The organism is Flexivirga endophytica (assembly GCF_014640635.1).
Taxonomy (GTDB): Bacteria; Actinomycetota; Actinomycetes; order Actinomycetales; family Dermatophilaceae; genus Flexivirga; species Flexivirga endophytica.
The window spans coordinates 316,357-340,163 of sequence record NZ_BMHI01000002.1 but is presented as its reverse complement, the minus strand read 5'-3'; the positions used below and the strand labels follow the sequence as shown (position 1 = coordinate 340,163).

Genomic DNA, 23,807 nt, shown 5'->3' with positions numbered 1-23,807 from the left:
GAAGCGGGCGAGGCATCAGAGATCGTCGTCGATCCAGGTGCCGATCCGGCGGCGTAACTCCTCGGCGTCGAGTGACCTGCTGTCGGCGTTGTCCGCATGGATCTCGAACACCGGCACGCCGGCTCGACGCAGGGCGTGCGTGGTGAACCAGGACGACCGACTGTCGGCGCTCACCAGGTGCACGACTCCGTCCACACGATGGCGGCGGGCTTGGTCGACATACCACTCGACCGACCACGGCGGTGTGTACATCTGGTCCCGGAACGCAGCGAAGCGCGCGGCGAGCGCCCGCATCGGCCGACCGCCGTACCGGGCGTAGGCATCAGCCGCCAGCGCCAGATACATGGACCAGACGAAGACCGCGCCGTGGCTCTCCTCGAATCGCCGGTAGAAGTCCATGTCGAACCACAGTCCGCGCCCGATCCACATCAACCGCCGTCGCTCGTCCGGGACGACCGCAGTGCCCGTCTCGACCAGGTCCCGCACCTCGTCGTGCAGACGGTGCGCGGCGTCGACCGCCCATTGGGTGCCGCGGTGCCACTGCGGGATCATCACCGCGGGGATCGTGTCGCTGACACGCACGGGGCAGCGCGGTGCCGTCGCGATGAGGTTCCGGGTCCGCCGGTTCCACTCAGCCTGCTCGTTGGACAACCGCATCACGGTCGCGAGCGCCTCGAGGGACACCGGCCGGCCGGTGACGGTCTCGATCAGGTCGGCCACCATCCCCAGTTCGCGCTCCAACAGGTCGAGCCGGTCGGCGCCGACAGCTTGTTCCCACTGCCACGACATCAGATCCCACCAGTTGATCGGGACCTGTTCGGCAGCGGCACTCTCCAGGACGTGCACCGGCACCCCGAGCTCGGACTGCCACAGCTGGAACATCCGGTGCAGGCTGTCGCCGGTGCGTTCGACGAGCACGAGTGACGGCTGCGGCAGACCGCCCCACGGGCGGTCGTCACCACCGGTCAGCGCCTCTGCCAGGGGAAGCGCGTTGTACTGCTGGTCGTCGTCCGGGAGCCCGCGGTCGCGCAGCGCACCGAGGTAGCGGCCGGACAACCGCTTCGCCGAGATGATCGAGGCCCACCACTGGTTCACGACATACGGCACCTCGGCGGCCCGGAAGAGTTCCTGGGGGGCATCGGCGTTCACCAGCGCCAGCGGGGCGCCACCGGCGACCTGGTCACGCAGCCCGGCGAACCATTCCTTCTGGTGGTCCAGCGCCACTCGTGCGGATTCCAGTCGGTCAGTCATACGTGCATCTCCAGCAGGTCTCGGGCCCGGTCGTCCAGGCGGAGTCCACCGAGGTCCTGACCGTGGACGAGCGCGGTCGGAACGGACAGGGTGGATGCCAACACGGGTACGTCCCAGCGCAGGCCGTCGTCACCGCGACGCACGTAGGCCAGGTGGGCAGCGACGCCCGCACCCGATGCGCCGGCGGCCAGGCGTTGGACCCGCTCGTCGACCGGGGCGGCGTTCGGGCCGCCGCGTTCGACCTGGCAGTGCAGCGCGAGCGCCGCGACGCTCGCTGCCGGTGCACCGGCCGCGGAGGATGCCTCGTCGACGGTCACGTTCCAACCGCGGTCGGCCAGCTCGTCATACAGGTGCGGCGTGTCGTGGCCGCTCCCGGTCAGCAGCAATGGCGCTCCCGACGGTTCGTACGGAGCGGCCGCGCGTGCATCCCGGAGGAGTTCGACGGCTGTCGCCGCCGGTAGCGCGGCCGCTGCGAGGCGATAGCGCAGCGCCGTCACCCCGGCGAGCCGCCCGGCTCGCTGCCGGTCGGCGACCAGCGCGAGTTCGTCGCGTAGTCGGTGTCGATCCGCGATCGTCACTGCCAGCCGCTCAGGCGTGACAGTGGTCGAGGCCAGCACCTCGAGCCGACCGGTCAGCATCCGCACCTGCTCGGTCACGTATGCCGTGGTGGTGCGTCGCCGTGCGTGCAGCACATCGACGAGCGCGATCTCGACGCCGGCCGGTTTCCGCCCGATGCGGCCCAGCTCGCGCAGCGTGTAAAACAGCTGGAGGGACGCGTCCGACTCGTGGCTGATCAGCACCAGGTCCGGAGCGATCACGCCATCCAGGAGATCGCCGAGGACTGCGACCGCCGCCGGGTCCACCGCCCCGGAGAGCAGCTCGCCCGCTTCACGCCGGTTCGTCTCGGGCCGGGCCACCAGCCGTACCGGCAGGGCGCCGACCGCGTCGACCAGCTCCAGCGGCAGGTCGTCGCCGACGTAGCCGACCAACACCCCACCGTCGTCCTGCCAGCGCCGCGCGAATCGGTAGGGGTCGTCGACGGCTTCACACAGCGTGCGGTGCGCGTCCGCGGGGCTGCTCACACGACACCGTCCGCGCGCAGCTTCTCGATGTCCTCGGTCGTGAGACCCGTGCGCTCGAGCAGGATCTGCTCAGTGTGCTCGCCGAGCCGGGGCGCCGGACGGTCCAGGGATGCGTCCATCGCAGAGAAGCTGATCGGGACGCCCGGACCGGCCACGCCGGTCGGGCCGAGCGAGGGGTGCATCAGCTCGACGACCTCCCCGCGTCCACGGACCCCGGGATCCCGTATGGCGTCGGCGGGCTCGCGGACCTCGGCGGCGGGCGCACCGCAGGACGTAAGCACGTCGACGGCCTCCCGCCGGGAGCGCGCACAGGTCCACTCCTCGAGGATCCGGTGCAGCTGGTCGGCATTGCGCACGCGTCCGTCGCGGTCCGCGAAGCGCGGGTCCTCCCCCAACTCGGGGCGCCCGATCGCGGCGAAGACGCCGGCCGTGAACCGGTCGGTCGGTGCACTGACCGAGACCCAGCCGTCGCGGGCGCGAAAGATCCCGAAGGGCGCCAGACGCGGCACCTCGTTCCCGGTGCGGGTCGCCATACCGACCTGCTCGTAGGCGTCGAACGGTTCGATCGACAGCAAGGACGTGAGGGCACCGAGCATCGAGACGTCGACCTGCTGTCCCGGGCCACCGCGCTCGACCTCGAGCACTGCGGCGAGCGTGCCGATCACCGCGAACAGCGGTGCCAGCAGGTCGCCGACCGGCAACCCGAACCTGACCGGTGCACTGTCCGGCTCACCGGCGGTGAACATGACTCCGCTGAGCGCCTGCACGATGGAGTCCATCGCCTTCGCCGTCCCACCTTGTGCGCCGAAACCGCTGATCGAGGTGTAGATGACGTCTGCATTGACTGCTCGGACGTCGTCATACCCGATGCCGAGCCGGTCGGCGGTCCCGGCCGCGTAGTTCTCCACCACGACGTCGGCGTCGCGCGCGAGCTCCAGGAAGAGTGCCCGGCCACGCGGGTCCTTGAGATTGAGGGTGATGCTCTGCTTGTTGCGGGCACGTCCCAGGAACGAGATCGACATGTCGTCCTCGTCCGATCGAGTCAGCTGTGGCCCGTCGGCGCCGACATACGGTGCGTTGTTGCGGGAGCTGTCACCGCCGACCGCCGGGTTCTCGACCTTGATCACCGTCGCGCCGAGTCCGGCGAGCAGCAGCGTCGCGTAGGGGCCGGCGAGGGCAGTGGTCAGGTCCAGGACGACCTTCCCCTCCAGCGGGCGAGTGTTCTCCGTGGCTTTCACAGCGCACCTCCCGTCGGACGGATGCCGACGTGCTGCTCGTCGATCCACTCGAAACCGGTGCTGAATCCGGCGCGCGCGGTGATGTCGCGCACGTAGTCGAGAACCTTCTCCCCGCCCGCGTCGCGGGTGAGCGGGCGCGGCGACGCGTCGTCGTCGATCCAGCACGGGATCAGTCCGGCCTCGACTCCGCCGTCGGTGAGTTGCAGGGTGGCGATCATGGTGTTCCGACTCTCCGGGTGGAAGGGATACGTGGGCATCGCGGGATCAGGCGCGAAGCCGTAGAGCTCGGTGCGCCGCCGCGCCCATGCCCGTCGTTCCTCGCTGTCACCACCTGTCGGGCTCAGCGCGCGGGTCACGGTCACGAAGTTGCCCAGGCCGTGGAAGATCGGGCGTCCACGGTGCATCTCGACGCCGCGCGTGATGTGCGCGTGGTGCGCGACCACTGCGTCCGCACCCGCGTCGATGGCGGCACGCGCGACCGGGCTCTCGTACATCGCCAGCTGCGCGGGGGTGTGGCCGATGCCTTTGTGCAACGCGACGATCACGTGGTCGTATGACGCCTGCGCTGCGGCCACGTCGTCGGCCATCGCGGCGAGGCTGTCGGGTTCGGCGAAGGTGTAGATCCGCGGCGGGCCACCCGGCGAGGCATGGTCGAGCTCGTAATGGGTGAGCACGTGGACGTAGGCGCAGCCGGGCTTCTTCGAGGTCGCCCAGCTCTCCCGCGGACCCACGCAGTTGTAACTGAGGACGGCGACCGTCCGACCGTCTCTCTCGACGACCGCCGGCGTCCGCGCCTCGGCGAGGGTCGCGCCGGAGCCGGCCGTGGCAAGTCCAGCGGCCCGGGCGTGGCGCACGGTGTCGAGCACGCCCTCCGGTCCGGCGTCCGCGACGTGATTTCCGGCGAGCGTCGCGACGTGGAAGCCGGCCCGACCCAGCGCTTGGAGCGCGTCCGGGTCGGCGGGCGGAGCCGGTACGTCGGTGCTGCTCTGGGTCGTGGTCGTCGAGTGCGGGACCTCGACATGTCCCACCACGACGTCACCGGTGTGCAGGACGGAGCGGGACTTCTCGAAGAACGAGTCCGGGTGCGGTTCGTCGAGGACGAGATCGCCGACGGCATACACGCGCATCACCGGCGGCCCTCCGCCCAGGTCGCTTCGAGCTCGGGCAACTCCGCCAGGAAGGTCCGGAACTCACGCACGACCCGCTCGGGTCGCTCCGCGGCGACGAAGTGTCCTTCGTCCTCGAAGAGCACGACTTTGGCGCGGCGCACGCACTGTGCCACCCGCAGGGTGGACTCGGCCGAGATCACACCGTCCCTCGAGCCACCGATCGCAAGGACCGGCAGGTCGATGGTGGACAGGATCGCGGCGAGTTCGTCGTTGGTGGTGGCCTCGGGGAACGGCATCCCCTGATTGACCCGGCCCTCCTCGTCGGAGTAGGCGAGGGTCCGATCCACGAGTTGCGCGATGACCTTGTCCCGCAACGCTTTTCGTATGGCGCCATCGGTCCGCCCGCCGATCAGCCGGAACTGCTCCTCGACGACCTTCGGGTCCTTGCGCCCGGCGACCATCTTCCGGCGCCCCTCCGAGGACGTCGTGTCACCACGGCGGTCGTGCGGCGTGCCGACGACCGACACCAAGGCACGCAGCCCAGCCGGCCGGCGCCGGGCCAGGTGCCAGCCGATGCCGCCGCCGTGTGAGATGCCGGTGTAGATGAAGGACTCGATGCCCAGCTGCCTCACGACGGACAGCACGTCGTCGCCCCACTGGTCCAGCCAACCCTGCTCCGGTGGTTCGGCCAGATGCGTCGATCTGCCGAAGCCGCGTGCCTGGATCGTCACGACCCGCACCCCGGGGATCTCGTCGGCGAGCACTGCCGGATAGGCACCGAAGTCCGACGCCGACGACACGACCACCGTGTCGCCGGCACCGTGGTCCTCGACCCGGACGTGTGCGTTGTCGACCTGCATGTCAGGCACTGATGTTCCTTTCGGTGTGGGCGGTGGTCCGCCACGTGGCGGCCTCGCGCTCGGCGAGGTCGGTGAGCAGTTGTCGGTCGGCGTCGGCGAGGTGCCAGTCGTCGGCGAATGCCGTCACTTCTCGGTCGTATGCCGCGAGGTAGCCCGCCGCGTCGCCATACAGCTCGGCGAGGCGGTGCGGCCGGAACGGACGTTGGTTCGCGATCAGTCCGGCGACCATTTCGGGGGTGCCCATCGGCGCCCACGGCGACGGCTCACAGAAACCCGTGGCCGGTGTGCTGTGCGGCGAATAGGTCGCGGCGGGCGCCGTGATCCACGGCGGACGAATGCCGCCGAGGACATTCCCGTCGGCATCCCGGGCCAGCTCGTTCTCGGGACGGCCGGTGAATTCGAGACGCCCACCGCGCAGCGGCGGTTCGTCGTCGCGGACCCAGCGCTCGAGCGCGGCATACGCGCCTCGCCCGACGACGTCCATCCGGGCACGGCTGGGCTGCTCCACGATGCGGCACCGCGGGACGGCGAGTCCCCGGGCGCGGCACTGCTCGTGGTTGGTGAGCAGTCCCCATGAGGCGGGGCTGTCGTGCGAGGTGCCGGCCACCTGATAGAGCCGATAACGATCACCAGCGGCGTCGCTGTCGGCCCGCGCCGCCGACGCGTGCGTCTCGCTCTCGAACTCGCTGAGCAGCTCGATGACCGGAACGTCGTGCCCGCCGATGGTGCGCCGCGGGTCGTCGGACGCGACCCGTGCTGCGTCAGCGGTCAGGGGCGGGTAACCGGACTCGCCGGCTGCGCCGGAGGAAATGCCGATCAGATAGCCGTCGACGGCGGGGCGGCCGCCGGGGAGCCGGCACCGGTCGTGGAACCCGTCCGCCAGGAAGACCCGGCAGAAGCTGCCGGTGTAGGACCAGCCGGACAGGAGAACGCGCTGCACCACAGGAGCCAGCTCGGTCAGCACACTGGTCGCTTCGCCGCGCAGTCCTGCGACGACGGAGCCGACGATGTCGAACCGGTGGCCGAAGGAGTCGATGCGCAGGCCTGCGTAGCGGAGCGGGTCGAAGTGCTCGGCGAGAACAGGCACCATCCGGTGATCCTGGGTGACACCGACCCAGGCGGCGCCGGTCCGCAGCACGTGCTGGTGAACCGTCCGCCAGGTGAGTGCCTGGTCGTAGTCGGGGTGCAACGGTTCGACGTGGACCGTTCCGTTGAACCGAGCGGGATCCGCCGGGCGACGCACGAGGACTCGCGTCACGAACCGCCCCGCCTGCCCTGCCGGCACGGCTGCTCCGTCGTCGTCCTGCCAGTCGCGGGCATCGCCGGTGACGAGGAACTCCTGCTCGACATACCCGGCGGGCTCGAGCTTCACTCCGCGTGACCCCTCCGGCAGGAAGCTCGTGCCCAGCGGAACTCCGGGGCGGCCGTCGATCGGCTCCAGGTCGGTCAGCGTCATCGGGTCTCCTTGGTCAGCAAGGTCTCGGCGGGCTCGAGCTCGGCGTGGTGGCACGCGACCGCGCGTCCGTCCGCGAGGGTCCGCAGCTGCGGGCGTTCGCGCGAGCACAGCTCGGTGGCGAGGGCGCAGCGATGAGCGAACGGGCACGAGTCGCCGAGCGGAGCACGCATCCCTGCCACCGGTGTCTCGGCGCGACGTCGCTCCCGACGCTCCCGCTGCCGCCCGGGATCCTGGACCGGCGCGGACATCACCAGCGCGCGTGTGTACGGATGTGCCGGACGAGCGTGAATGGCCGCGGAATCACCGGTCTCCATCACGCGGCCCCGATAGAGCACCAACACCTGCTGGGCGATGTGGTCGACGACGCCGAGGTCATGGCTGATGAACAGCAGACTGACACCGAGGTCGTGCTGCAACTCCAGCAGGAGGTTGAGGATCTGCGCCTGGATCGAGAGGTCGAGTGCGCTCACTGCTTCGTCGCAGATCACCAGCTCCGGGTCGAGCATCAGGGCTCGGGCGATGGAGATCCGCTGGCGCTGTCCTCCGGAGAACTGCGACGGATACCGCCCGGCGGTGCTCGCCGGCAGGCCGACCCGCTCCAGCATCTCGTGCACCCGGGCCTGCCTACCGGCCCGCCCGAGCGCCACGCCCGTGCGATGTTCCTGCGCACGCAGCGGCTCTTCGAGTGTGTAGCCGATGGTCTTGGTCGGGTTCAGCGAGCTGTACGGGTCCTGGAACACGACCTGGATCTCCTGCGGCCGGCGGCCGGACGGCAACCCGAGGAGCCCTCGATCGCCATACGTGATCGATCCGGAAGTCACCGGTGCCATGCCCAGGACCGCCTTGGCGATCGTCGACTTGCCGGAACCGGACTCCCCGACGACGCCGAGCGTCGAACCCGCGGGGACGGTGAGGGACACCCCGTCGACAGCCCGTCGCGTGCGGCGGCGACCGAGCGGGTAGTCGACGACCAGGTCCTGGACGTGCAACGCGGCGGCGTCACCGGGTCCCTTCACGTGCTGTGCAGTCATGCGCTGGTCCCTTCGAGAATGCTCGTGGCCATCAGGCATCGGCTGTCGCGTCCCTCGCCCAGGTCGACCATCGCGACGGGCTCGCGGCGACACGCCTCCGTCATGAGTGGGCAGCGCGCCGCGAACCGGCAGCCGGTGGGCCAGGTGCCCGGCGCCGGTACCTGGCCGGCGATCGCCGCGATCGGCCGGCCGCGTTCGGCGTGCTCGGGACTGGTCGCCATGAGTGCGCGGGTGTACGGATGTGACGGGTGACGGAACACGTCCTCGACGTCGGCCCGTTCGACGACCTGGCCGGCGTACATGACCGCGACGCGACTGCAGCTGTCGGCGACGACGCCCCAGTCGTGCGTCACCAGGACGATGGCCATGCCGGTCTCCTGCTGCAGCCGGCGCAGCAGATCGAGGATCTCCGCCTGGACCGTCACGTCCAGTGCGGTCGTCGGCTCGTCCGCCACCAGGAGGTCCGGGCGGCCCGCGAGCGCCAGCGCGATCGCGACGCGCTGCGCCATACCGCCGGAGATCTGGAACGGGTACTGCTTGACGATCTCCTCCGGGTCGGGCAACTCCACCAGTCGGAGGAGCTCGAGCACCCGCTCATGTGCTTCCGCTCGACCGCTGTGGTCATGTGCGCGGACCACTTCGCGCAACTGCGCCCCGACCGTGAACGACGGGTCGAGCGCAACCATCGGCTCCTGGGAGATCAGCGCGATCCGCTTGCCACGCAACGCTGCCCACCGTTTTCGCGGCAGGGCGAGCAAGTCGACGCCGTCGAAGCGGGCGCTGCCGTGAGCGACGGCGCCGTTGTTCTCCAGCAGGCCGAGGACAGCACGCGCGGTCACCGTCTTGCCGCTGCCGGACTCGCCGACCAGTCCGAGGGTCTCGCCGGGCTGCACGTCGAAGCTCACACTCGTGAGCACGTCGCGGTCCCCGGAAGGGGTGCGGAAGGTCACCGACAGCTCACGCACACTCAACAGTGCTCCTTCTTCGGGCGCACCAGTGGCGGGCTCCGGTCGACGACGCGGAGCGCGCAGGCCGGCCGAGGCCGTCGAACTCTGCGCGGTGATGTCGCGAACCGTGTCGCCGAGGATGCCGAAACACAGGACGGTGATCCCGATCAGGCCACCGGCGGGCACGAGCAGCCACGGATCGTTGCTCACCGATGATGCCGCGTCGGCGACCATGCCGCCCCAGGTCGGTGCCGGCGGCGGCGGGCCCAACGAGAGGTAGGTCAAACCGGTCTGTATGCCGAGGGCGACGGCTGCGAAGAGGGAGACCTGCACGATGATCACGCCGCGACACCGGGGCAGGATGTGCCGGAAGAGGATCTGTGGCCGCGAGAGGCCGAGCAGTTCTGCTGCCGAAACGAACAGCTCGCCGCGTACCGACAGGGCTGCCGCGCGGATCATGCGGGTCGTCCCGGCGGCGCTCAGCGCACCGAGGGTGATCATCGCGGCGCTGATGTTCCGATCGAACATCGTCAACAATGCCAGCAGGATCACGATGGTCGGCACGGACATGACGATGTCCACGACCCGGGTGATGATCCGGTCGGTCCACCCGCCGAGGTAGCCGGCGGCGATGCCGAGCGGAACCGCGACGATCACGTGGGCGACGACGCCCTCGAGCACCCCGAGGAGCGAGGAGCGGCCGCCGTACAACAGGCGACTCAGCACATCGCGGCCGAGCCCGTCGGTCCCCAACCAGTACTGTCCGCTCGGCCCCTCCAGCGCGTGCTTGAGCTCCTGGTGGAGCGGGTCGTGCGGTGCGACGACCGGCGCCAGCAGACTGGCGACGAACAGCACGACCAGGAAGCCGACGGTGAGCAGGCCGCGCGGGGTGCGCAGCAGCGAACGGACGATGCTCTGCCGTGCCGGGTCCGCCGGCGCGGCCGGTCCGTCGTGCGTCTGGGTGGTGTCCACGCCGGCAGTCATGAGACACGCACCTTCGGGTTCAACAGACCGTAGATCAGGTCGATGACGAGGTTGATCGCGATGACCGCGAGCGTGAAGCAGAGCGCCACACCGAGGATCACCGGTATGTCGTGGTCAAGGGTCGCCTGGGTCGCCAGTGAACCGAGCCCCGGCAGCACGAAGACGTTCTCGATGAACACCGTTCCGCCGAGGGCACCGATCGAGATCAAGCCGAGTGAGGTCGCCACCGGAATGGATGAGTTGCGCAGCACGTGCTTGAGCAGGACGCTGCGCTCCGGGACGCCGTTCGCCCGCAGGAACCGGATGTAGTCGCTGTCGAGCACCTCGGATGCCGAGTCACGCGTCTGCTTGGCGATCGCGGTGATGCCGTAGAGGCTCAACGCGACGACGGGCAGCGTGATCGAGGCGATCCACTCCGACGGGGAGGTCCCCAGCGGTGTATAGCCGGTCGCCGGGAGCACACCGAGCTTGACGGCGAAGATCGACACCAGGATGAGGCCGACCCAGAAGCTCGGCAGCGCGAACCCGAGCAGCGACACGACGTCGATGAGCCGGGCCAACCAGCCACCCCGCACGGCGCTCGCCATACCGAGGACAACCCCTGCCACGGCCGCCAGGACCAGGCTCGGGATCAACAGCGACATGGTGACGCCGAGGCGAGTGACCACGCTCGTCCACACCGGCGCTCCGCTGATGACCGACGACCCGAAGTTGCCGGTCACGGCATGGCCGACCCAGTGGGCATACCGCTCGAAGAACGGGTCGTTGAGGCCCATCTGCGTGTTCAGTTGGGCCACCGCGGCGGGTGTGGCGTTCTCACCGAGAATCGTCTGGGCGGCATTGCCGGGGATCAGCGACTCGAGTCCGAACACCGCGAAGGTGACGATGAACAGCAGCGGGATCGAGACGAGGAGTCGGTGACCGATCACTCGCAGCACGGCGACTCTTCTCCACTGCGACGGGGGCTGGCAGCGGTCACTTGCGAGCCCATGACAGCTCCGACGTCGGTCCCGTCGGAATCGGGTTGGGGTTGATCGTCGAGGACGTCACGTTCTTCAGGTCCGAGGCGAGGTAGTGGATGTTGAGCGTTGACATGATCGGGACCACCCAGGCGAGGTCGGCGTAGCGCGAATTCGCCTGTTCGTAGAGCTGCTCCTGTTTGGTGCCGGTCGCGGCGTTCGCCGTCGCCAGGATGTGGTCCACCTGCGTGTCCGCACTCTTGAACGGGTTGAAGAGGCCAGACGAAATCTGCGCGGAGGTTGCATAGAGCGTCGACCCGGCCGTGGGGAAGATGACAGCCGGATACTTCTTCGACTGGGAGTCCGCAGCGAACTGAGCGATGCCGGTCGACTCGACCTTGAGCTTCACGTCGATGCCGATCGCGTTCAGGGCGTTTGCGAATGCCTGGGAGTACTTCGTATTCGGGTCGATGAGCGACTGGGTCAGCACCGTCATCTTGAAGCCGTGCGGGTAGCCGGCTGCTGCGAGCAACTTCTTCGCCTTGGCCACGTCGTAGTCGTAGCCGCCGCCCTTGACATAACCGGGGATCCCGGGCAGGACGAGCTGCCCGCTGGGTGATGCGAATCGACCACCCAGCGCGGAGGCGAGGGTCTTGCGGTCGAAGGCGAGAGAGATCGCCTGCCGCACCCGCGAGTCGGCGAGCGGTTTGAGCACGGTGCCCTTGCGATCGGCCAGCATCAGGGACCAGTTGAAGAACGGCGCTGTCTGGACCGTCAGGCCGGCCTTCTTGGCCGCGGCGGCGGTCTGCGGGTCACCGGAGGCGAACTGCACCTGACCGGTCCGGGCCGCCGAGAGGACTGCGTTCGGGTCACCGATGATCCGGATCGACACGTTCTTGAAATGTTGCGCCGACGGTGCGAAGTACTTCGGGTTGCGCTTGTACGCGTAGCGGTTGCCGGAGACCGACTTGGCACCGTCATACACGTACTGTCCGGTGCCGTCGCTCGAGGTCAGCAGCGACTTGGGGTCGGCCAGCCCCTTCGGGCCGATGATGTTCCCGATCCCGAAGAACTGGGTCAGGCTCTCCGGAGCGATCGGGTACGGCTGCTTGTAGGTGATGCGGACCGTGTCGTCGTCGACGGCGGTCACGGCGTCGATCGACCCGACGTTGCCGACCAGCCCACCTCCTGCCTTGAGGAAGTACCGCATCGAGGCCACGACCGCGGCGGCGTCCAGCTTCGCGCCGTCGGTGAAGGTGACCCCGTGGCGCAGGTCGAACTCGAAGACCTTGTTGCCGGTCCCGACGTACTGCCACTTCGTCGCGAGGTCCGGCACCAACTTGCCCTCGCCGGTCTGATAGATCAGCGGATCGTAGGCCAGCGAGACGAAGGCCGCCGAGCCACCGTTGCCCGCCTTCGCCGGGTCCATACTCACCGGCGGCCCCGCGAACTGCATGGTCAGCGAATCGGACGCACCACCACCGCCACTACCACCGGCGGCGCCGCCGCCGTTCGTGCATGCCGCGAGACCTACGGCCGAGATGGCCGACGCGGCGAGGACTGCAGTCGTTCTACGCACGACGGAACGGGTTGCTGTCGAGCCCATGGTTTCTCCTCTGTGACGAGCCTCACTCGTCGAGAAATGTAGCCATATGTATGTCGTCCGTCAATGTTTGAGTTACATATACTCTGAAATCAGCACTGCCCCGCAATAGTTGATCCAGTGCCACGCCCGGTTCGTGGCCCAATCAGGTACCACTTTTTGTACCGTTCGTTACCATTCAGTACCTTGAATGCATAGGAGGACCTCATGACCGGAACGCCGGCCACACCACGGTGGCTCGACGATCAGATGGCACCCGTGCACGAGCGCTCGTCCCCGCAGCATGTCCTGGTCACCTTGCTCGGCGACTACTGGATGGACCAGGAGGGCGATCTTCCGTCGGCCGCGCTGGTCGCGCTCCTCGGGGAGTTCGGGGTGAGTTCGGCCAGCGCGCGAGCAGCACTGAATCGTCTGCTGCGACGCGGTCAGGTCGACGTGCGCAAGACCGGCCGTAAGACGTACTACCGGCTCTCCGACGACTCAGCGACCCGGATCCGCGAAGGCGGGCGACGCATCATCCGGTTCGGACAGCACTCCGAGTGGGACCGTCGCTGGTGCGTCGTGGTGTTCTCGGTCCCGGAGGACAAGCGCGACAGCCGGCACCTACTGCGCTCTCGGCTGCGATGGTTCGGCTTCGCCCCGCTGTACGACGCGGTATGGGTGTCACCGAGTGCTGATGCCGACACGGCGAACCAGGTGCTGGCCGATCTCGCAGTGACCTCTGCCACCGTGTTCACCGCGACGACGGTGGGCGGCGCTGACAGCCGTCATCCACTCGCCGCGTGGGATCTCCTCGACCTTCGGCGCACCTACGACGAGTTCACTGATCGCGCCGAGCAGATCTGCCACCGCTTGCGTGACGGACGTGTTCACCCGGCGGAGGCGTTGGTCATCCGCACCCGACTGATGGACGACTACCGCCGCTTCCCGGCCGACGACCCCGGTCTACCGGATGACGAGATGCCGGACGGATGGCCGCGCGCACGTGCCCGCGCGGCGTTCATCGCGGCATACGACGCTCTCGGCCCGTTGGCCGAGGTGCGCGTGCGGCAGATCGTCAGCCTGTTCGACGCTGAAGCCGCGGATCGAGCCCGCTACCTCGACGCAAACACGATGGCCTGACCGCGGGGCGGTCGCTCGCTGCGGCTACGCGCCTACTCGACCGGCACCGAGAGCACACGCAGCGAACCATGCTGCTCGACCTCGACGAAGCCGTCCGCGAGCGCCGACTGCACCACGTGCCAGGGAGCCTGGCCGCCGTCGGCGGGGTCCGGGAAGACGTCGTGGACCAGCAGCACTCCGCCGGGCACGAGGTGCCGGGCGAAGGCACGGTAGTCGTGCTGCGCCGTCTTCTCGGTGTGATTGCCGTCCAGGAAGAGCAGCTCGATCGGCGAATTCCACCAGCCCGCAACGACTTCGGTGCGTGCGACAACGGCCGAGCAGACATCGGCGAGCGCGTCGAGCACCGGTCGGAAGTGCGGGAGTGTGTCCAGCAGCCCCGACCGCGGGTCGACCAACGCCCGGTCGTGCCACTCCCAGCCCGGCTGGTTCTCCTCCGAGCCGTGATGGTGATCGACCGTCACCAGGCGTGCACCGCGGGCGCGGGCTGCCGAGCCGAGCAGGAGCGTCGACTTGCCGCAGTAGGTGCCGATCTCCAGCCAGGCGCCGGGGCGCGCGCGGAGCGCGACGTCATACAACGCCTCGCCCTCGTCGACCGGCATGAAACCCGTTGTGGCCGCGACGGTTTCGGCGAGCTCCGGTGGGATCGGCATCAGCCGACCGCCTCGTCACGCGCAAGGGAAGTGGCCGACTCGACGGACTCGTCCCCCGGCCAGCCGGCGTCTCGCCACAGTGCCGAGCCGGCGGTCGTCTGCGTCACCGCGTCGGCGGCCAGCAGCACTGCAGCGGCGGTCCAGGAGGTCTGCTCCCGCGGCCAGAGCACCATGTCCGGCAGGTTCCGACCGGTCCAGTAACCGCCGGTCTCCTCGTCACGGAGGGTCTGCAGATCAGCCAGCACCATCAGCGCCCGGTCGGTGTCGCCCATCGCGTCGAGTGCGGCGACCAGCTCGGCCGACTCGGCCGAGGTGACCCACGGTTGGTCGTTGACGCACTGGGCGCCGTGCCCCGAGCGGACGTAGTCGTCCCAGCCCTTCTCGATGCGATCGGTCGCCGCCCGGCCACGAACCGCACCGGCGAGCACCGGGTAGTACCAGTCCATCGAGAAGCGGGATCGGTCGGCGAAGGACTGCGGCCGCTCACGCAGTGCCGCGGCCAGCCGATTGCCCGCCCAACGCCACCGCGGGCGGTCGTGCCCGAGCGTCGCCGCGATCAGGCACGCGCACTCCAGCGACTGCAGCGCGCTGGCACTGCCGGTCAGCAGTGCGAAGTCGGCGACGCCGCCGTCGGCGCCGACGGCCCAGCCGAGCTCGCCACCCGGGTGCTGAGCGCGTATGACGAAATTGATCGCCGCCTCGACGGTCGGCCACAGGCGGGCGAGCCCGTCGGTCCGACCGGTCACCAGGTAGTAGTGCCACACGCCGACCGCGATGTAGGCGCACTGGTTGGTGTCGGCTCCCGCGTCCTCGACCTCGTCGTCCCGCACCACCATCGGCCAGGACCCGTCCCGGCGCTGGGTCGACGCCGACCACTCCAGCGCGCGCCACGCGGCGGACCAGTGACCGGCGACGGTCAGCCCCATGGCCGCCTCGACGTGGTCCCAGGGGTCGAGATGACTGCCGTCATACCAGGGGATCGAGCCGTTGGAGCGCTGCTGCCGCAAGATGAATTGCGCTGTCGCAGCACACTGTCCGGCGGTCAGCACGTTGGGCACCGCCAGCGCGCCGAGTCGCCCGACGGGTCGCTGCACCACCATCAGGCGCTGATCTCCGGCTTGGCGGCATACACCACGAAACTCTTGCCCGCGACCGGGTTGAGAGCGTTCTCGGCCGCACGCGTGACGAACGGCGCCTGCATCATGTCCCACACCAACAGCCGGTGATAGGCCTTCACCGCGGGGTTGTCGTTGTTGTCCGGACCGACCGCGCACTTCAGCCACCAGTAGGGCGCGTGCAGTGCATGCGCGTGATGTTGCTTGTATGGCGCCAGGCCCGACCGTCGCAGTTTGGCGACGAGATCGGACGCCCGGTAGATGCGGATGTGACCGCCCTCCACCTCGTGGTAGCTGTCCGACAGCTTCCAGCAGACCTTCTCCGGCCAGCTGCGCGGCACCGACACGGCGACCAGTCCGCCCGGTTTCACGACCCGGAAGAGCTCGGCGATGACCTCGTCGTCCTCGTGCACGTGCTCGAGGATCTCCGAGGCGATGACCCGGTCGAAACTGTTGTCCGGAAACGGCATCGACCGCGCGTCACCGTGCAGGACGGTCCCTGATGCACCCTCGGGCACCTCGCCCTCGAGCTCCATCGCGCCGAACATCGTCTTGATGTCGGCCAGGTCCGATTCGGACTGGTCGAAGGCGGTCACGACGGCACCGCGGCGCAGCACCTCGAAGGAGTGACGACCCTGTCCGGCGCCGACGTCCAGGACGCTCATGCCGGGTGAGACCGGGAACGCCGAGTCGAAGTCCATCGTGATCATCGTTGTTGCTCCTCAAGGTTTCGTACCTCGGCCATCGCAGGCTCACGGGTGGGCGCCGTGCGCCCGCTCGCGGCGATCACCTCGGCGTAGACATCCGCGGTCGCCCTGGCAACCGCGCGCCAACTGTAAGTGGCGACCGCACGCTCCCGACCGGCCGCACCCATCTGCGCGGCCTCGGCCGGGGACGCCAGCACCGAGGCGATCGCAGCGCCCAGGGCAGCGATGTCACCTACCGGCACCAGGCGACCGACACCGTCGGCGAGCAGGTCCGGCAGCGCGCCGACGTCGGACGCGACCACCGGTGTGCCACACGCCATCGCCTCGATCGCGGGGATCGAGAACCCTTCGTACCGCGACGGAATCACTTGCAGCGACGCCGACGCCACCAGTTGCGCGAGTTCCTCGTCGGTCAGTCCGCTGCGGAACGTCACCCGGTCGACCAGACCGGCATCGGCCAACCGCTTGCCGGTCGCCTCGCTCGGCGTACCGACGACGATCAGCTCACTCCACGCCTCGCGGGGCAGCGCGGCCAGTGCGTCGACCAGCACCGACATACCCTTCAACGGCACGTCGGCGCTGATGATCGACACGATCCGGCCCGGCACGCGCGGTGTCTCGCGTGGCCGGAAGCGATCGACGTCGACACCGACCGGCACGACGCGCATCCGGTCACGCAGCACCCCGAAGTCGGCCGCGATGTCCCGTGCGGACACCCGGGACACGGTCAGGATGTGCTTGCTGCGCCGGGCGACCCGTCGCTGCATCTGCACGAAGCCGTACCACCGGCGCTTGGTGACGCGGTCCCAGCCGGTGGCCGCCTCCAGCTCCAGCCGTCGGTCGCGACTGATCGGGTGATGGATGGTCGTCAGCAACGGCAGCCCACGACGCTCGAGCGCCAGCACGCCCGGCGCGAGGGTCTGGTTGTCGTGCAGGATGTCGAAGTCGCCCACCCGGTCCCACAGCAGCCGGGACAGGCGCATGCCGAACGTCCGCGGCTCGGGGAAGCCCGCTGTGCACATCGTCGCGAACTCGAAAACATCGACCGCAGAGCGGAATTCACGCAGTGCGGGCCGACGGAACGGGTCATCCGCGCGATAGAGGTCGAGACTCGGCACCGGCGTCAGTCGCACGCCGGCGTCCAGCCGCGGGTAGGGCTGCCCGCTGAAGACCTCGACGTCGTGGCCGAGCGCCACGAGCTCGCGGGAGAGGTTGCGCACGTAGACGCCCTGGCCGCCGGAGTGCTCCTTGCTCCTGTATGACGCGAGCGCGATCTTCACGCGACACTCGGTTCGGCGGCGGCGGTGTGCAGGTCGTCGTTCGGCGTCCGGGCCTCACCGGGGCGCACGAAGGTCATGTCGTCGGTGACGTTCGCCCGCCGCGCGTCGCGGCGGTCGGCGAAATAGTTCTGCCGGAGGAACCACGGCTTGCGGTCACCCTGCTTGGGCAGCGTCGCGATGGACCGCTGAATGTAGCCCGCCGCGAGGTCGAGCGCCGGTGACGTGGGCATTTCGGACGTGACGGTCGGGTAGCCGTAGGCGTGGCCCTTCGCCCGCACATGGTTGATGAAGCGGCAGAAGAACTTCGCCGACAGGTCGGCCCGCAGGGTCCAGGAGGCGTTGGTGTAGCCGATGCAGACGGCGGCGTTGGGCACACCCTCCAGCATCAGACCCTGGTAGATGTAGCGACCGCCGGGGTCGCACTCCTTGCCGTCGACCCGCAGCGTCGCGCCACCGGCGAGCTGCACGTTGAGGCCGGTCGCGGTGACGATGATGTCGGACGGGATCGACCGTCCCGATCCGGTGTGGATTCCGTCGGCCTCGATGTGATCGATCGTGTCGGTGACGACCTCGACGTCGTGGTGGCGGATCGCCTTGAAGAGGTCGGAGTCCGGCACCACGCACAGCCGCTCGTCCCAGGGCTTGTAGCGCGGGGTGAACGCGGCCATGTCGACGTTGCTGTCCTTGATCTGGCGGGCGACCCCGGTGCGCAGCACCTTCGTCGCCAACCCGGGCGCCCGCCGGCAGAACTCGTAGAACCCGACGGTCGTCACGGCGTTCTTCATACGCGTTGCGGCATACGCCTGCTTGCCGGGCAGCACCTTGCGCAACGTGTTGGCGATGACGTCGCGCGACGGCAGGCTGATCACGTATGTCGGGGACCGCTGGATCATCGTGACCGTCGCCCCTTGGCGGGTGAGCGCCGGCACCAGGGTCATCGCGGTGGCACCGGAGCCGATGACACTGATCTTCTTGCCGTCGACATCGAGGTCGTCGGGCCAGAACTGCGGATGTATGACGTCACCGGCGAAGTCGTCGATGCCGGCGAAGTCGGGGCGGTAGCCCTGGTCGTAGTTGTAGTAGCCGGAGCAGAGGTAGACGAAGTCGGCGGTCACGGTGAACGTGCCCTCGGGTGTCGTCACGGTGAGCGTCCAGCGCGCGTCGGTGCTGGACCAGTCGGCCTCGGTCACCTTGGTGGAATAGACGATGCGCCGGTCGATGCCGTACTTCGCGGCGGTGTCCTTCAGGTATTGCAGGATGTCGGCGCCGTCGGCGATCGACTTCTCGCCGGTCCACGGCTCGAAGGGGAAGCCGAGCGTGAACATGTCCGAGTCGGAGCGGATGCCCGGGTAACGGAACAGGTCCCAGGTGCCGCCCAGGGTCTCGCGGGCCTCGAGGATCGCGTAGTCGGCGCCGGGGCACATGGTCTGGATCCGGTATCCGGCATCGATCCCGGACAGGCCGGCGCCCACCACCAGCACGTCGTAGTGGTCCTGCAAAGGCATCGTGACTCCTCGGCTCGCCGATCGGGATGGTCGGAGATCCAAGTTACCCGCCGGTCACATGGCACGCCAGATCGGCCACTGCCGGGTTTCGGGTCGACCCCGACTGCGCCGGGTGCCGACTCAGCCGGCCACGACGATCACGTGCAGGTGCCGCGGACCGTGCACCCCCTCGATGCGATTGAGCTCGATGTCGCTCGTGGCACTGGGACCGCTGATCCAGGTCAGCGCGCGGTGCGCCTCGATCGCCGGCCGCAGCAGCCGGATGGCGCCCGGGACGTCCGGGGTCACCTGGCTCTCGCGGATCACACACACGTGCACGTCCGGCACCAGGGTCAGCGCCCGTCGCCCCTGGTCGGCGGTGTGGTCGAGCACGATCGTGCCGGTCTCGGCGATGCCGACCGATGCCGCCGTGACCACCGCGTCGCAGCGGTCGAGACCTTCGGTGCTGACATCGTCGTCGATGACGAACTCGGCCTCGGACGCGCTGAGCCAGTCCTGCTCCAGACCGGGCGGTATGACGACACGACCTGCGCCATACGCCTGCAGTGCCGCGGCGACGTGGGCGGCGAGCTGCTCCGGGCCGCACCGCTGCACGACGGCGCGGTAGTCCGCCGTCACCTCGACGAAACGCTCGACCATCGCGTCGTGCGCCGTGCTGCCCGGGGTCGGCGCGCCCGTCATACCGACCGGGCCGGCGGCCGTGTCGGCGGTGCGTGCGCCGGATCCGTCGAGGGCGTGCCGGATCCGACCCAGGATCTCCTCGCGTGCCGTGCTCATGACCGTGGTTCCTCGTGGGTCCGTCGCCACCATGACCGGAACGACTCCTTCGGGGGTGTGGGTGCGTTGCGTGCCTGGGTCCAGGCGGATGCGGGCCAGGGCAGCTGGCTGATCGACGTCCGCTTGCCGAACAGCCGGCTCGCGGCTGCGGCGCCGGCCTGCACGCCCTCCAGCCGCTTGTGGTTGCCGAAGACCCAGGACGCGGCGCGCATGCCGGCCGCCTCGGCCGACGGCACGCCGCCGCGGTGCTGGTCGACGACCTGGCTGCGCAGCTCGACCAGCATCCGCGGTATGTCGATCCGCACCGGGCACGCGTCGAAGCAGGCGCCGCACAGGCTGGAGGCATAGGGCAGCGACTCGTCGATGGGGCTCGCGGTGCCCCGCAGCTGCGGGGTGAGCACCGCGCCGATCGGTCCTGGGTAGACCGAGCCGTAGGCGTGCCCTCCCGCGCGCTCGTAGACCGGGCAGACGTTCAGGCACGCCGAGCACCGGATGCAGCGCAGCGCCTGCCTGCCGAGTTCGTCCTCCAACACCCGGGTGCGGCCGTTGTCCAACAACACGACGTGCACGTCCTGCGGGCCGTCGTCGGGCGTGGCGCCGGTCCACATCGTCGTGTAGGGGTTCATCCGCTCCCCCGTGCTGGACCGTGGCAGCAACTGCATGAAGGTGCCCAGGTCGTCCCAGGTGGGCACGACCTTCTCGATGCCGACGACACTGATCAGGGTCTCGGGCAGGGTCAGGCACATCCGGCCGTTGCCCTCCGACTCCAGCACGACCAGCGTTCCGGTATCGGCCACCGCGAAGTTCGCGCCGGAGATCGCGACCCTGGCGCGCAGGAACTTCTCCCGCAGGTGCTGCCGGGCCGCCTCGGCCAACTGTGCCGGCTCGTCCGTCATACCGTCCGGCGCCGGCCGGCCCACCTTGCCCATCTCGCGGTCGAAGATCTCGCGAATCTGACTGCGGTTGCGGTGAATTGCTGGCACCAGGATGTGCGAGGGCCGATCGTGGCCGAGCTGCACGATGAGCTCCGCGAGGTCGGTCTCCCAGGCGCTGATGCCCGCCGCCTCGAGTGCCTCGTTGAGCTCGATCTCCTGGGTGGCCATCGACTTGACCTTCACGACCTCACCCCCACCCCACGAAGTTTCTCCCCCGCTGCGCTCCTCCGAATACTTCGCGGGGGCCCCGAGGGATTCCTGGACAAGTTCGACAACGATGGAGCAGGCCTCCTCGGCGTCGCGCGCCCAGTGCACGGTCGCACCGGCCTTCTGCAGGTTGCGTTCCAACTCCTCCAGGTGCTCGTCGAGGTTGTTCAGCGCCGCGTCCTTGCTGCGCGCACCGTCGACCCGCAGCGCCTCCCAGTCGTCGACCTCGCCGACGACCTGGGCGCGCTTGTCCCGGATGGTGTGCGTCGCCATTTGCAGGTTGTGCCGCAGCACCGGGTTGCGCAGCTCGGGTGCGGCCAGCTTCGGGAACTTTGGCATGCCGAGGTATGTCGGTGTGGTGATGCCGACGGGGTTTCGCTCGGGTGCCGTGGAACGGGCAGCTTTCTTCATGCGGGATCCTCCTCGGTCGATGCCAGGATCTGGGCCAGGTGCAGGGACCGCACGCCGGCCCGCTGGCGGTCCAGCAGACCGCCGATGTGGGCCAGGCACGAGTTGTCACCGGCCACGACGACCTCGGCACCGGTCTCCCGGATGTGCCGGGCCTTGTCCGAACCCATCGCGACGGAGATGTCGGCGTTCTTCATCGCGAAGGTCCCACCGAACCCGCAGCACTCGGTCGCGCTCGGCAGCTCGACGAGGTCGATGCCGCGGACCGCGCGCAGCAACTGTTGCGGCCGGTCACCGACACGCAGCATGCGCAGCGAGTGACAGGTCGGGTGATAGGTCACCCGGTGCGGGAAGTAGGCGCCGACGTCGACGACCCCGAGCACGTCGACGAGATATTCCGACAGTTCGTGGACACGTGGCGTGAGCTGCTCGACCTCCCGGGCCAGGCCGCTGTCACCCGACCGCTCGGCGATCCACTGGTGCTGCTCGCGGACCGACCCGGTGCACGACCCGGAGGGCGCGACGACGGCGTCATACGAACCGAACACGTCGACGAACGCCCGGACCAGCGGCACCGCCTCGTCGACATACCCGGTGTTGGTGAACATCTGACCACAGCAGGTCTGCGCCATCGGGAACTCGACGGTGACGCCGAGCCGCTCCAGCAGGCTCACGGTCGCACGTGGCGTGTCCGGCCACATCGTGTCGTTGAAGCAGGTGGCGAAGAGCGCGACCCGTGGCGCGGCGGTCACGGCAGCATCCAGGACAGGACCGTCGACTGCAGGCCGACCAGCAGGCAGACGATCGCCAGCAGTCCGATGGACCAGAGGATGACCTTGCGGAAGATGTCCGACTCCCGCCCGACGAGGCCGACCGCGACGGCGGCGATCGTGAGGTTCTGCGGGCTGATCATCTTTCCGACCACACCACCCGCGGAGTTGCCCGCGACCAGCAGGGTCGGATCGATGCCGGCCTTGTGCCCGGCGGTCTGCTGCAGCGTCGCGAAGAGCGCGTTGGAGCTGGTGTCGGAGCCGGTGACCGCGGTGCCGAGCCAGCCCAGGATGGGCGACAGGAACGCGAAGGCGGCGCCGGTGCCGGCGATCCAGGTGCCGATCGTCACGGTCTGGCCGGACAGGTTCATCACGTAGGCGAGCCCGAGCACGGACGCGACGGTCAGGAACGCGAACCGGAGCTTGACCCCGGTCTCCACGAACTCACGCCCCCACTGGGCCGGTCCGACCTTGTAGACCAGCGCGACGATGACCGAGCAGATCAACAGCAGCGAGCCGGGCGAGGACAGCCAGGGCAGCGTGTAGACGGTGGTAGCGCTGACCTTGCCGGTCCCGGAGAGGACGTGGCCGTCCAGCCCGGGCCAACCGATCTTGACGTCGGTGTCGGCGAGGGCGTTCTTGATCGGGTCGATGAGCTTGGCCGCCGCGAAGACCGCGATGACCAGTAGGTAGGGCAACAGCGCCATACCGATGCGGCCGGGGGTGAGCGCCTCGGCCCGACGGTCCATCTCCTCCGCCGAGGTGAACGCGATGTCGTCGTCCGCGACAGCGGTGCCCGCATCGCCGGATCCCCCACCGACAGTTGCGAATTCGAGCTTGCGGGCCTGGGCGATCGACTCGTTGGCCTCTTCGCGCCCCTGCGGCTGCCAGAAGCGGAGCATGACGACGGCGGCGGCGAGACCGACCAGGGAGGCGATGACGTCGGTCAGCTCGACCGAGATGTAGGTCGCGGACGCCCACTGCGCCACTGCGAAGGCGGCACCGACCACGAGCGCGATGGGCCAGGTCTGGCGAACGCCGCGACGACCGTCGACCAGGAAGACGAGCATGAGCGGGACGACGAGTGCGAGCACGGGGGTCTGGTGTCCGACATACGCGCCGACGATGTTGTAGTCGATGTGCGTCAGGTTGCCGGCGGTGATGATCGGGATGCCGATGGCCCCGAACGCGACGGGCGCGGTGTTGGCCAGCAGGGCGACGGCCGCCGCACGCAACGGCGAGAAGCCGACCGCGATGAGCATGACCCCGGTGATCGCCACGGGCGCACCGAAACCGGCCAGTGCCTCCAGCAGCGCACCGAAGCAGAACGCGATGATGATCGCCTGCACCCGTGGATCGTTGGACACCAGGTGGAAGGCTGCGCGCAGGTCCTCGAACCGGCCGCTCACGACGGTGACCTGGTAGAGCACGATCGCCGCGAAGACGATCCACATGATCGGGACCAGGCCGTATGCCGCCCCTTCGGTGCCTGCCAGCAGCGCGAGATCCACCGGCATCTTGAACGCGACGATCGCCACGACGAGCGCGATCCCCAGGCCGGTCAGGCCGGCCCAATGGGCCTTCCAGCGCAGCAGTCCGAGGGTCAGGAAGATGCTCAGCAACGGCAGCGCCGCGATGATTGCGGACAGCCACAGGCTGTCCGCGACCGGCGTGATCGGTGGTTGGTAGGTCGGCATCGTGGCGGTCTCCAAACGGGCGGTGGTGCAGGGGGAGTAATGGTCTTACCATTAAGATGTGACGCAGAACATACCAGCCGATCCGCCGTTGCGTAAGCCCCTGACCGCAAGACG

Annotated in this window: 20 protein-coding genes; 1 reads left to right on the top strand and 19 read right to left on the bottom strand. The window is 69.0% G+C overall.

The window, feature by feature from the left end; all coding sequences use genetic code 11:
- Positions 1–15: 15 nt before the first annotated feature.
- From IEX71_RS06590 to IEX71_RS06545, 10 genes are read right to left on the bottom strand one after another with little or no spacing between them, the layout of a single operon-like run.
- Positions 16–1,251, bottom strand: coding sequence for a 2-hydroxyacyl-CoA dehydratase family protein (locus tag IEX71_RS06590; RefSeq protein ID WP_188836185.1), 1,236 nt, complete (start codon positions 1,249–1,251; stop codon positions 16–18).
- Positions 1,248–2,333: a 2-hydroxyacyl-CoA dehydratase family protein gene (locus IEX71_RS06585; RefSeq protein ID WP_188836184.1), complete on the bottom strand. Its 1,086-nt coding sequence runs from the start codon at positions 2,331–2,333 to the stop codon at positions 1,248–1,250. The genes IEX71_RS06590 and IEX71_RS06585 overlap by 4 nt, the downstream gene beginning before the upstream one ends.
- Positions 2,330–3,571: a CaiB/BaiF CoA transferase family protein gene (locus IEX71_RS06580; RefSeq protein WP_188836183.1), complete on the bottom strand. Its 1,242-nt coding sequence runs from the start codon at positions 3,569–3,571 to the stop codon at positions 2,330–2,332. The genes IEX71_RS06585 and IEX71_RS06580 overlap by 4 nt, the downstream gene beginning before the upstream one ends.
- Positions 3,568–4,698, bottom strand: a complete 1,131-nt coding sequence (locus tag IEX71_RS06575; RefSeq protein WP_229749592.1) for a CapA family protein — start codon at positions 4,696–4,698, stop codon at positions 3,568–3,570. The genes IEX71_RS06580 and IEX71_RS06575 overlap by 4 nt, the downstream gene beginning before the upstream one ends.
- On the bottom strand, positions 4,698–5,540 hold the full coding sequence (locus IEX71_RS06570; protein ID WP_229749591.1) for an alpha/beta fold hydrolase: 843 nt from the start codon (positions 5,538–5,540) through the stop codon (positions 4,698–4,700). Before IEX71_RS06570 ends, IEX71_RS06575 begins: the two co-directional genes overlap by 1 nt.
- Before the next feature lies 1 nt (position 5,541).
- Positions 5,542–6,996 carry an alpha/beta hydrolase domain-containing protein gene (locus IEX71_RS06565; RefSeq protein WP_188836180.1) on the bottom strand — a complete coding sequence of 485 codons (1,455 nt, stop codon included), beginning with the start codon at positions 6,994–6,996 and terminating at the stop codon, positions 5,542–5,544.
- Positions 6,993–8,027 (bottom strand): oligopeptide/dipeptide ABC transporter ATP-binding protein, encoded by a 1,035-nt coding sequence (locus IEX71_RS06560; protein WP_188836179.1) that lies wholly within the window; start codon positions 8,025–8,027, stop codon positions 6,993–6,995. Before IEX71_RS06560 ends, IEX71_RS06565 begins: the two co-directional genes overlap by 4 nt.
- Complete coding sequence (locus IEX71_RS06555; RefSeq protein ID WP_188836178.1) at positions 8,024–9,958, bottom strand: dipeptide/oligopeptide/nickel ABC transporter permease/ATP-binding protein; 1,935 nt, start codon at positions 9,956–9,958, stop codon at positions 8,024–8,026. Before IEX71_RS06555 ends, IEX71_RS06560 begins: the two co-directional genes overlap by 4 nt.
- A complete protein-coding gene (locus tag IEX71_RS06550; RefSeq protein WP_188836177.1) occupies positions 9,955–10,896 on the bottom strand; it encodes an ABC transporter permease in 942 nt (313 codons plus the stop codon). The genes IEX71_RS06555 and IEX71_RS06550 overlap by 4 nt, the downstream gene beginning before the upstream one ends.
- Positions 10,897–10,933: 37 nt before the next feature.
- Complete coding sequence (locus tag IEX71_RS06545; RefSeq protein WP_188836176.1) at positions 10,934–12,523, bottom strand: ABC transporter substrate-binding protein; 1,590 nt, start codon at positions 12,521–12,523, stop codon at positions 10,934–10,936.
- 204 nt (positions 12,524–12,727) lie between these two features.
- On the opposite strand from IEX71_RS06545, the gene IEX71_RS06540 reads away from it, so the two are divergent.
- A complete protein-coding gene (locus IEX71_RS06540) occupies positions 12,728–13,642 on the top strand; it encodes a PaaX family transcriptional regulator (RefSeq protein ID WP_188836175.1) in 915 nt (304 codons plus the stop codon).
- Positions 13,643–13,674: 32 nt separating this feature from the next.
- Here IEX71_RS06540 and IEX71_RS06535 read toward each other — a convergent pair whose 3' ends face one another.
- From IEX71_RS06535 to IEX71_RS06495, 9 genes are all read right to left on the bottom strand, one after another.
- Positions 13,675–14,292 (bottom strand): class I SAM-dependent methyltransferase, encoded by a 618-nt coding sequence (locus tag IEX71_RS06535; RefSeq protein ID WP_229749527.1) that lies wholly within the window; start codon positions 14,290–14,292, stop codon positions 13,675–13,677.
- The gene (locus IEX71_RS06530; protein WP_188836174.1) at positions 14,292–15,392 is read right to left on the bottom strand and encodes a prenyltransferase/squalene oxidase repeat-containing protein; all 1,101 of its coding nucleotides are present in this window, start codon (positions 15,390–15,392) and stop codon (positions 14,292–14,294) included. The genes IEX71_RS06535 and IEX71_RS06530 overlap by 1 nt, the downstream gene beginning before the upstream one ends.
- Positions 15,392–16,117, bottom strand: a complete 726-nt coding sequence (locus IEX71_RS06525; protein WP_188836173.1) for a class I SAM-dependent methyltransferase — start codon at positions 16,115–16,117, stop codon at positions 15,392–15,394. The genes IEX71_RS06530 and IEX71_RS06525 overlap by 1 nt, the downstream gene beginning before the upstream one ends.
- Positions 16,114–17,394, bottom strand: a complete 1,281-nt coding sequence (locus IEX71_RS06520) for a glycosyltransferase family 4 protein (protein WP_188836172.1) — start codon at positions 17,392–17,394, stop codon at positions 16,114–16,116. Before IEX71_RS06520 ends, IEX71_RS06525 begins: the two co-directional genes overlap by 4 nt.
- A complete protein-coding gene (locus IEX71_RS06515; RefSeq protein ID WP_308420956.1) occupies positions 17,391–18,899 on the bottom strand; it encodes a flavin-containing monooxygenase in 1,509 nt (502 codons plus the stop codon). The genes IEX71_RS06520 and IEX71_RS06515 overlap by 4 nt, the downstream gene beginning before the upstream one ends.
- A 120-nt stretch (positions 18,900–19,019) precedes the next feature.
- Positions 19,020–19,676 carry a LutC/YkgG family protein gene (locus IEX71_RS06510; RefSeq protein WP_188836171.1) on the bottom strand — a complete coding sequence of 219 codons (657 nt, stop codon included), beginning with the start codon at positions 19,674–19,676 and terminating at the stop codon, positions 19,020–19,022.
- Positions 19,673–21,229 (bottom strand): lactate utilization protein B, encoded by a 1,557-nt coding sequence (locus IEX71_RS06505; protein ID WP_188836170.1) that lies wholly within the window; start codon positions 21,227–21,229, stop codon positions 19,673–19,675. Before IEX71_RS06505 ends, IEX71_RS06510 begins: the two co-directional genes overlap by 4 nt.
- Positions 21,226–21,978 carry a (Fe-S)-binding protein gene (locus IEX71_RS06500; protein WP_268235930.1) on the bottom strand — a complete coding sequence of 251 codons (753 nt, stop codon included), beginning with the start codon at positions 21,976–21,978 and terminating at the stop codon, positions 21,226–21,228. The genes IEX71_RS06505 and IEX71_RS06500 overlap by 4 nt, the downstream gene beginning before the upstream one ends.
- Positions 21,975–23,693: an L-lactate permease gene (locus tag IEX71_RS06495; protein WP_188836169.1), complete on the bottom strand. Its 1,719-nt coding sequence runs from the start codon at positions 23,691–23,693 to the stop codon at positions 21,975–21,977. The genes IEX71_RS06500 and IEX71_RS06495 overlap by 4 nt, the downstream gene beginning before the upstream one ends.
- Positions 23,694–23,807: the final 114 nt, after the last annotated feature.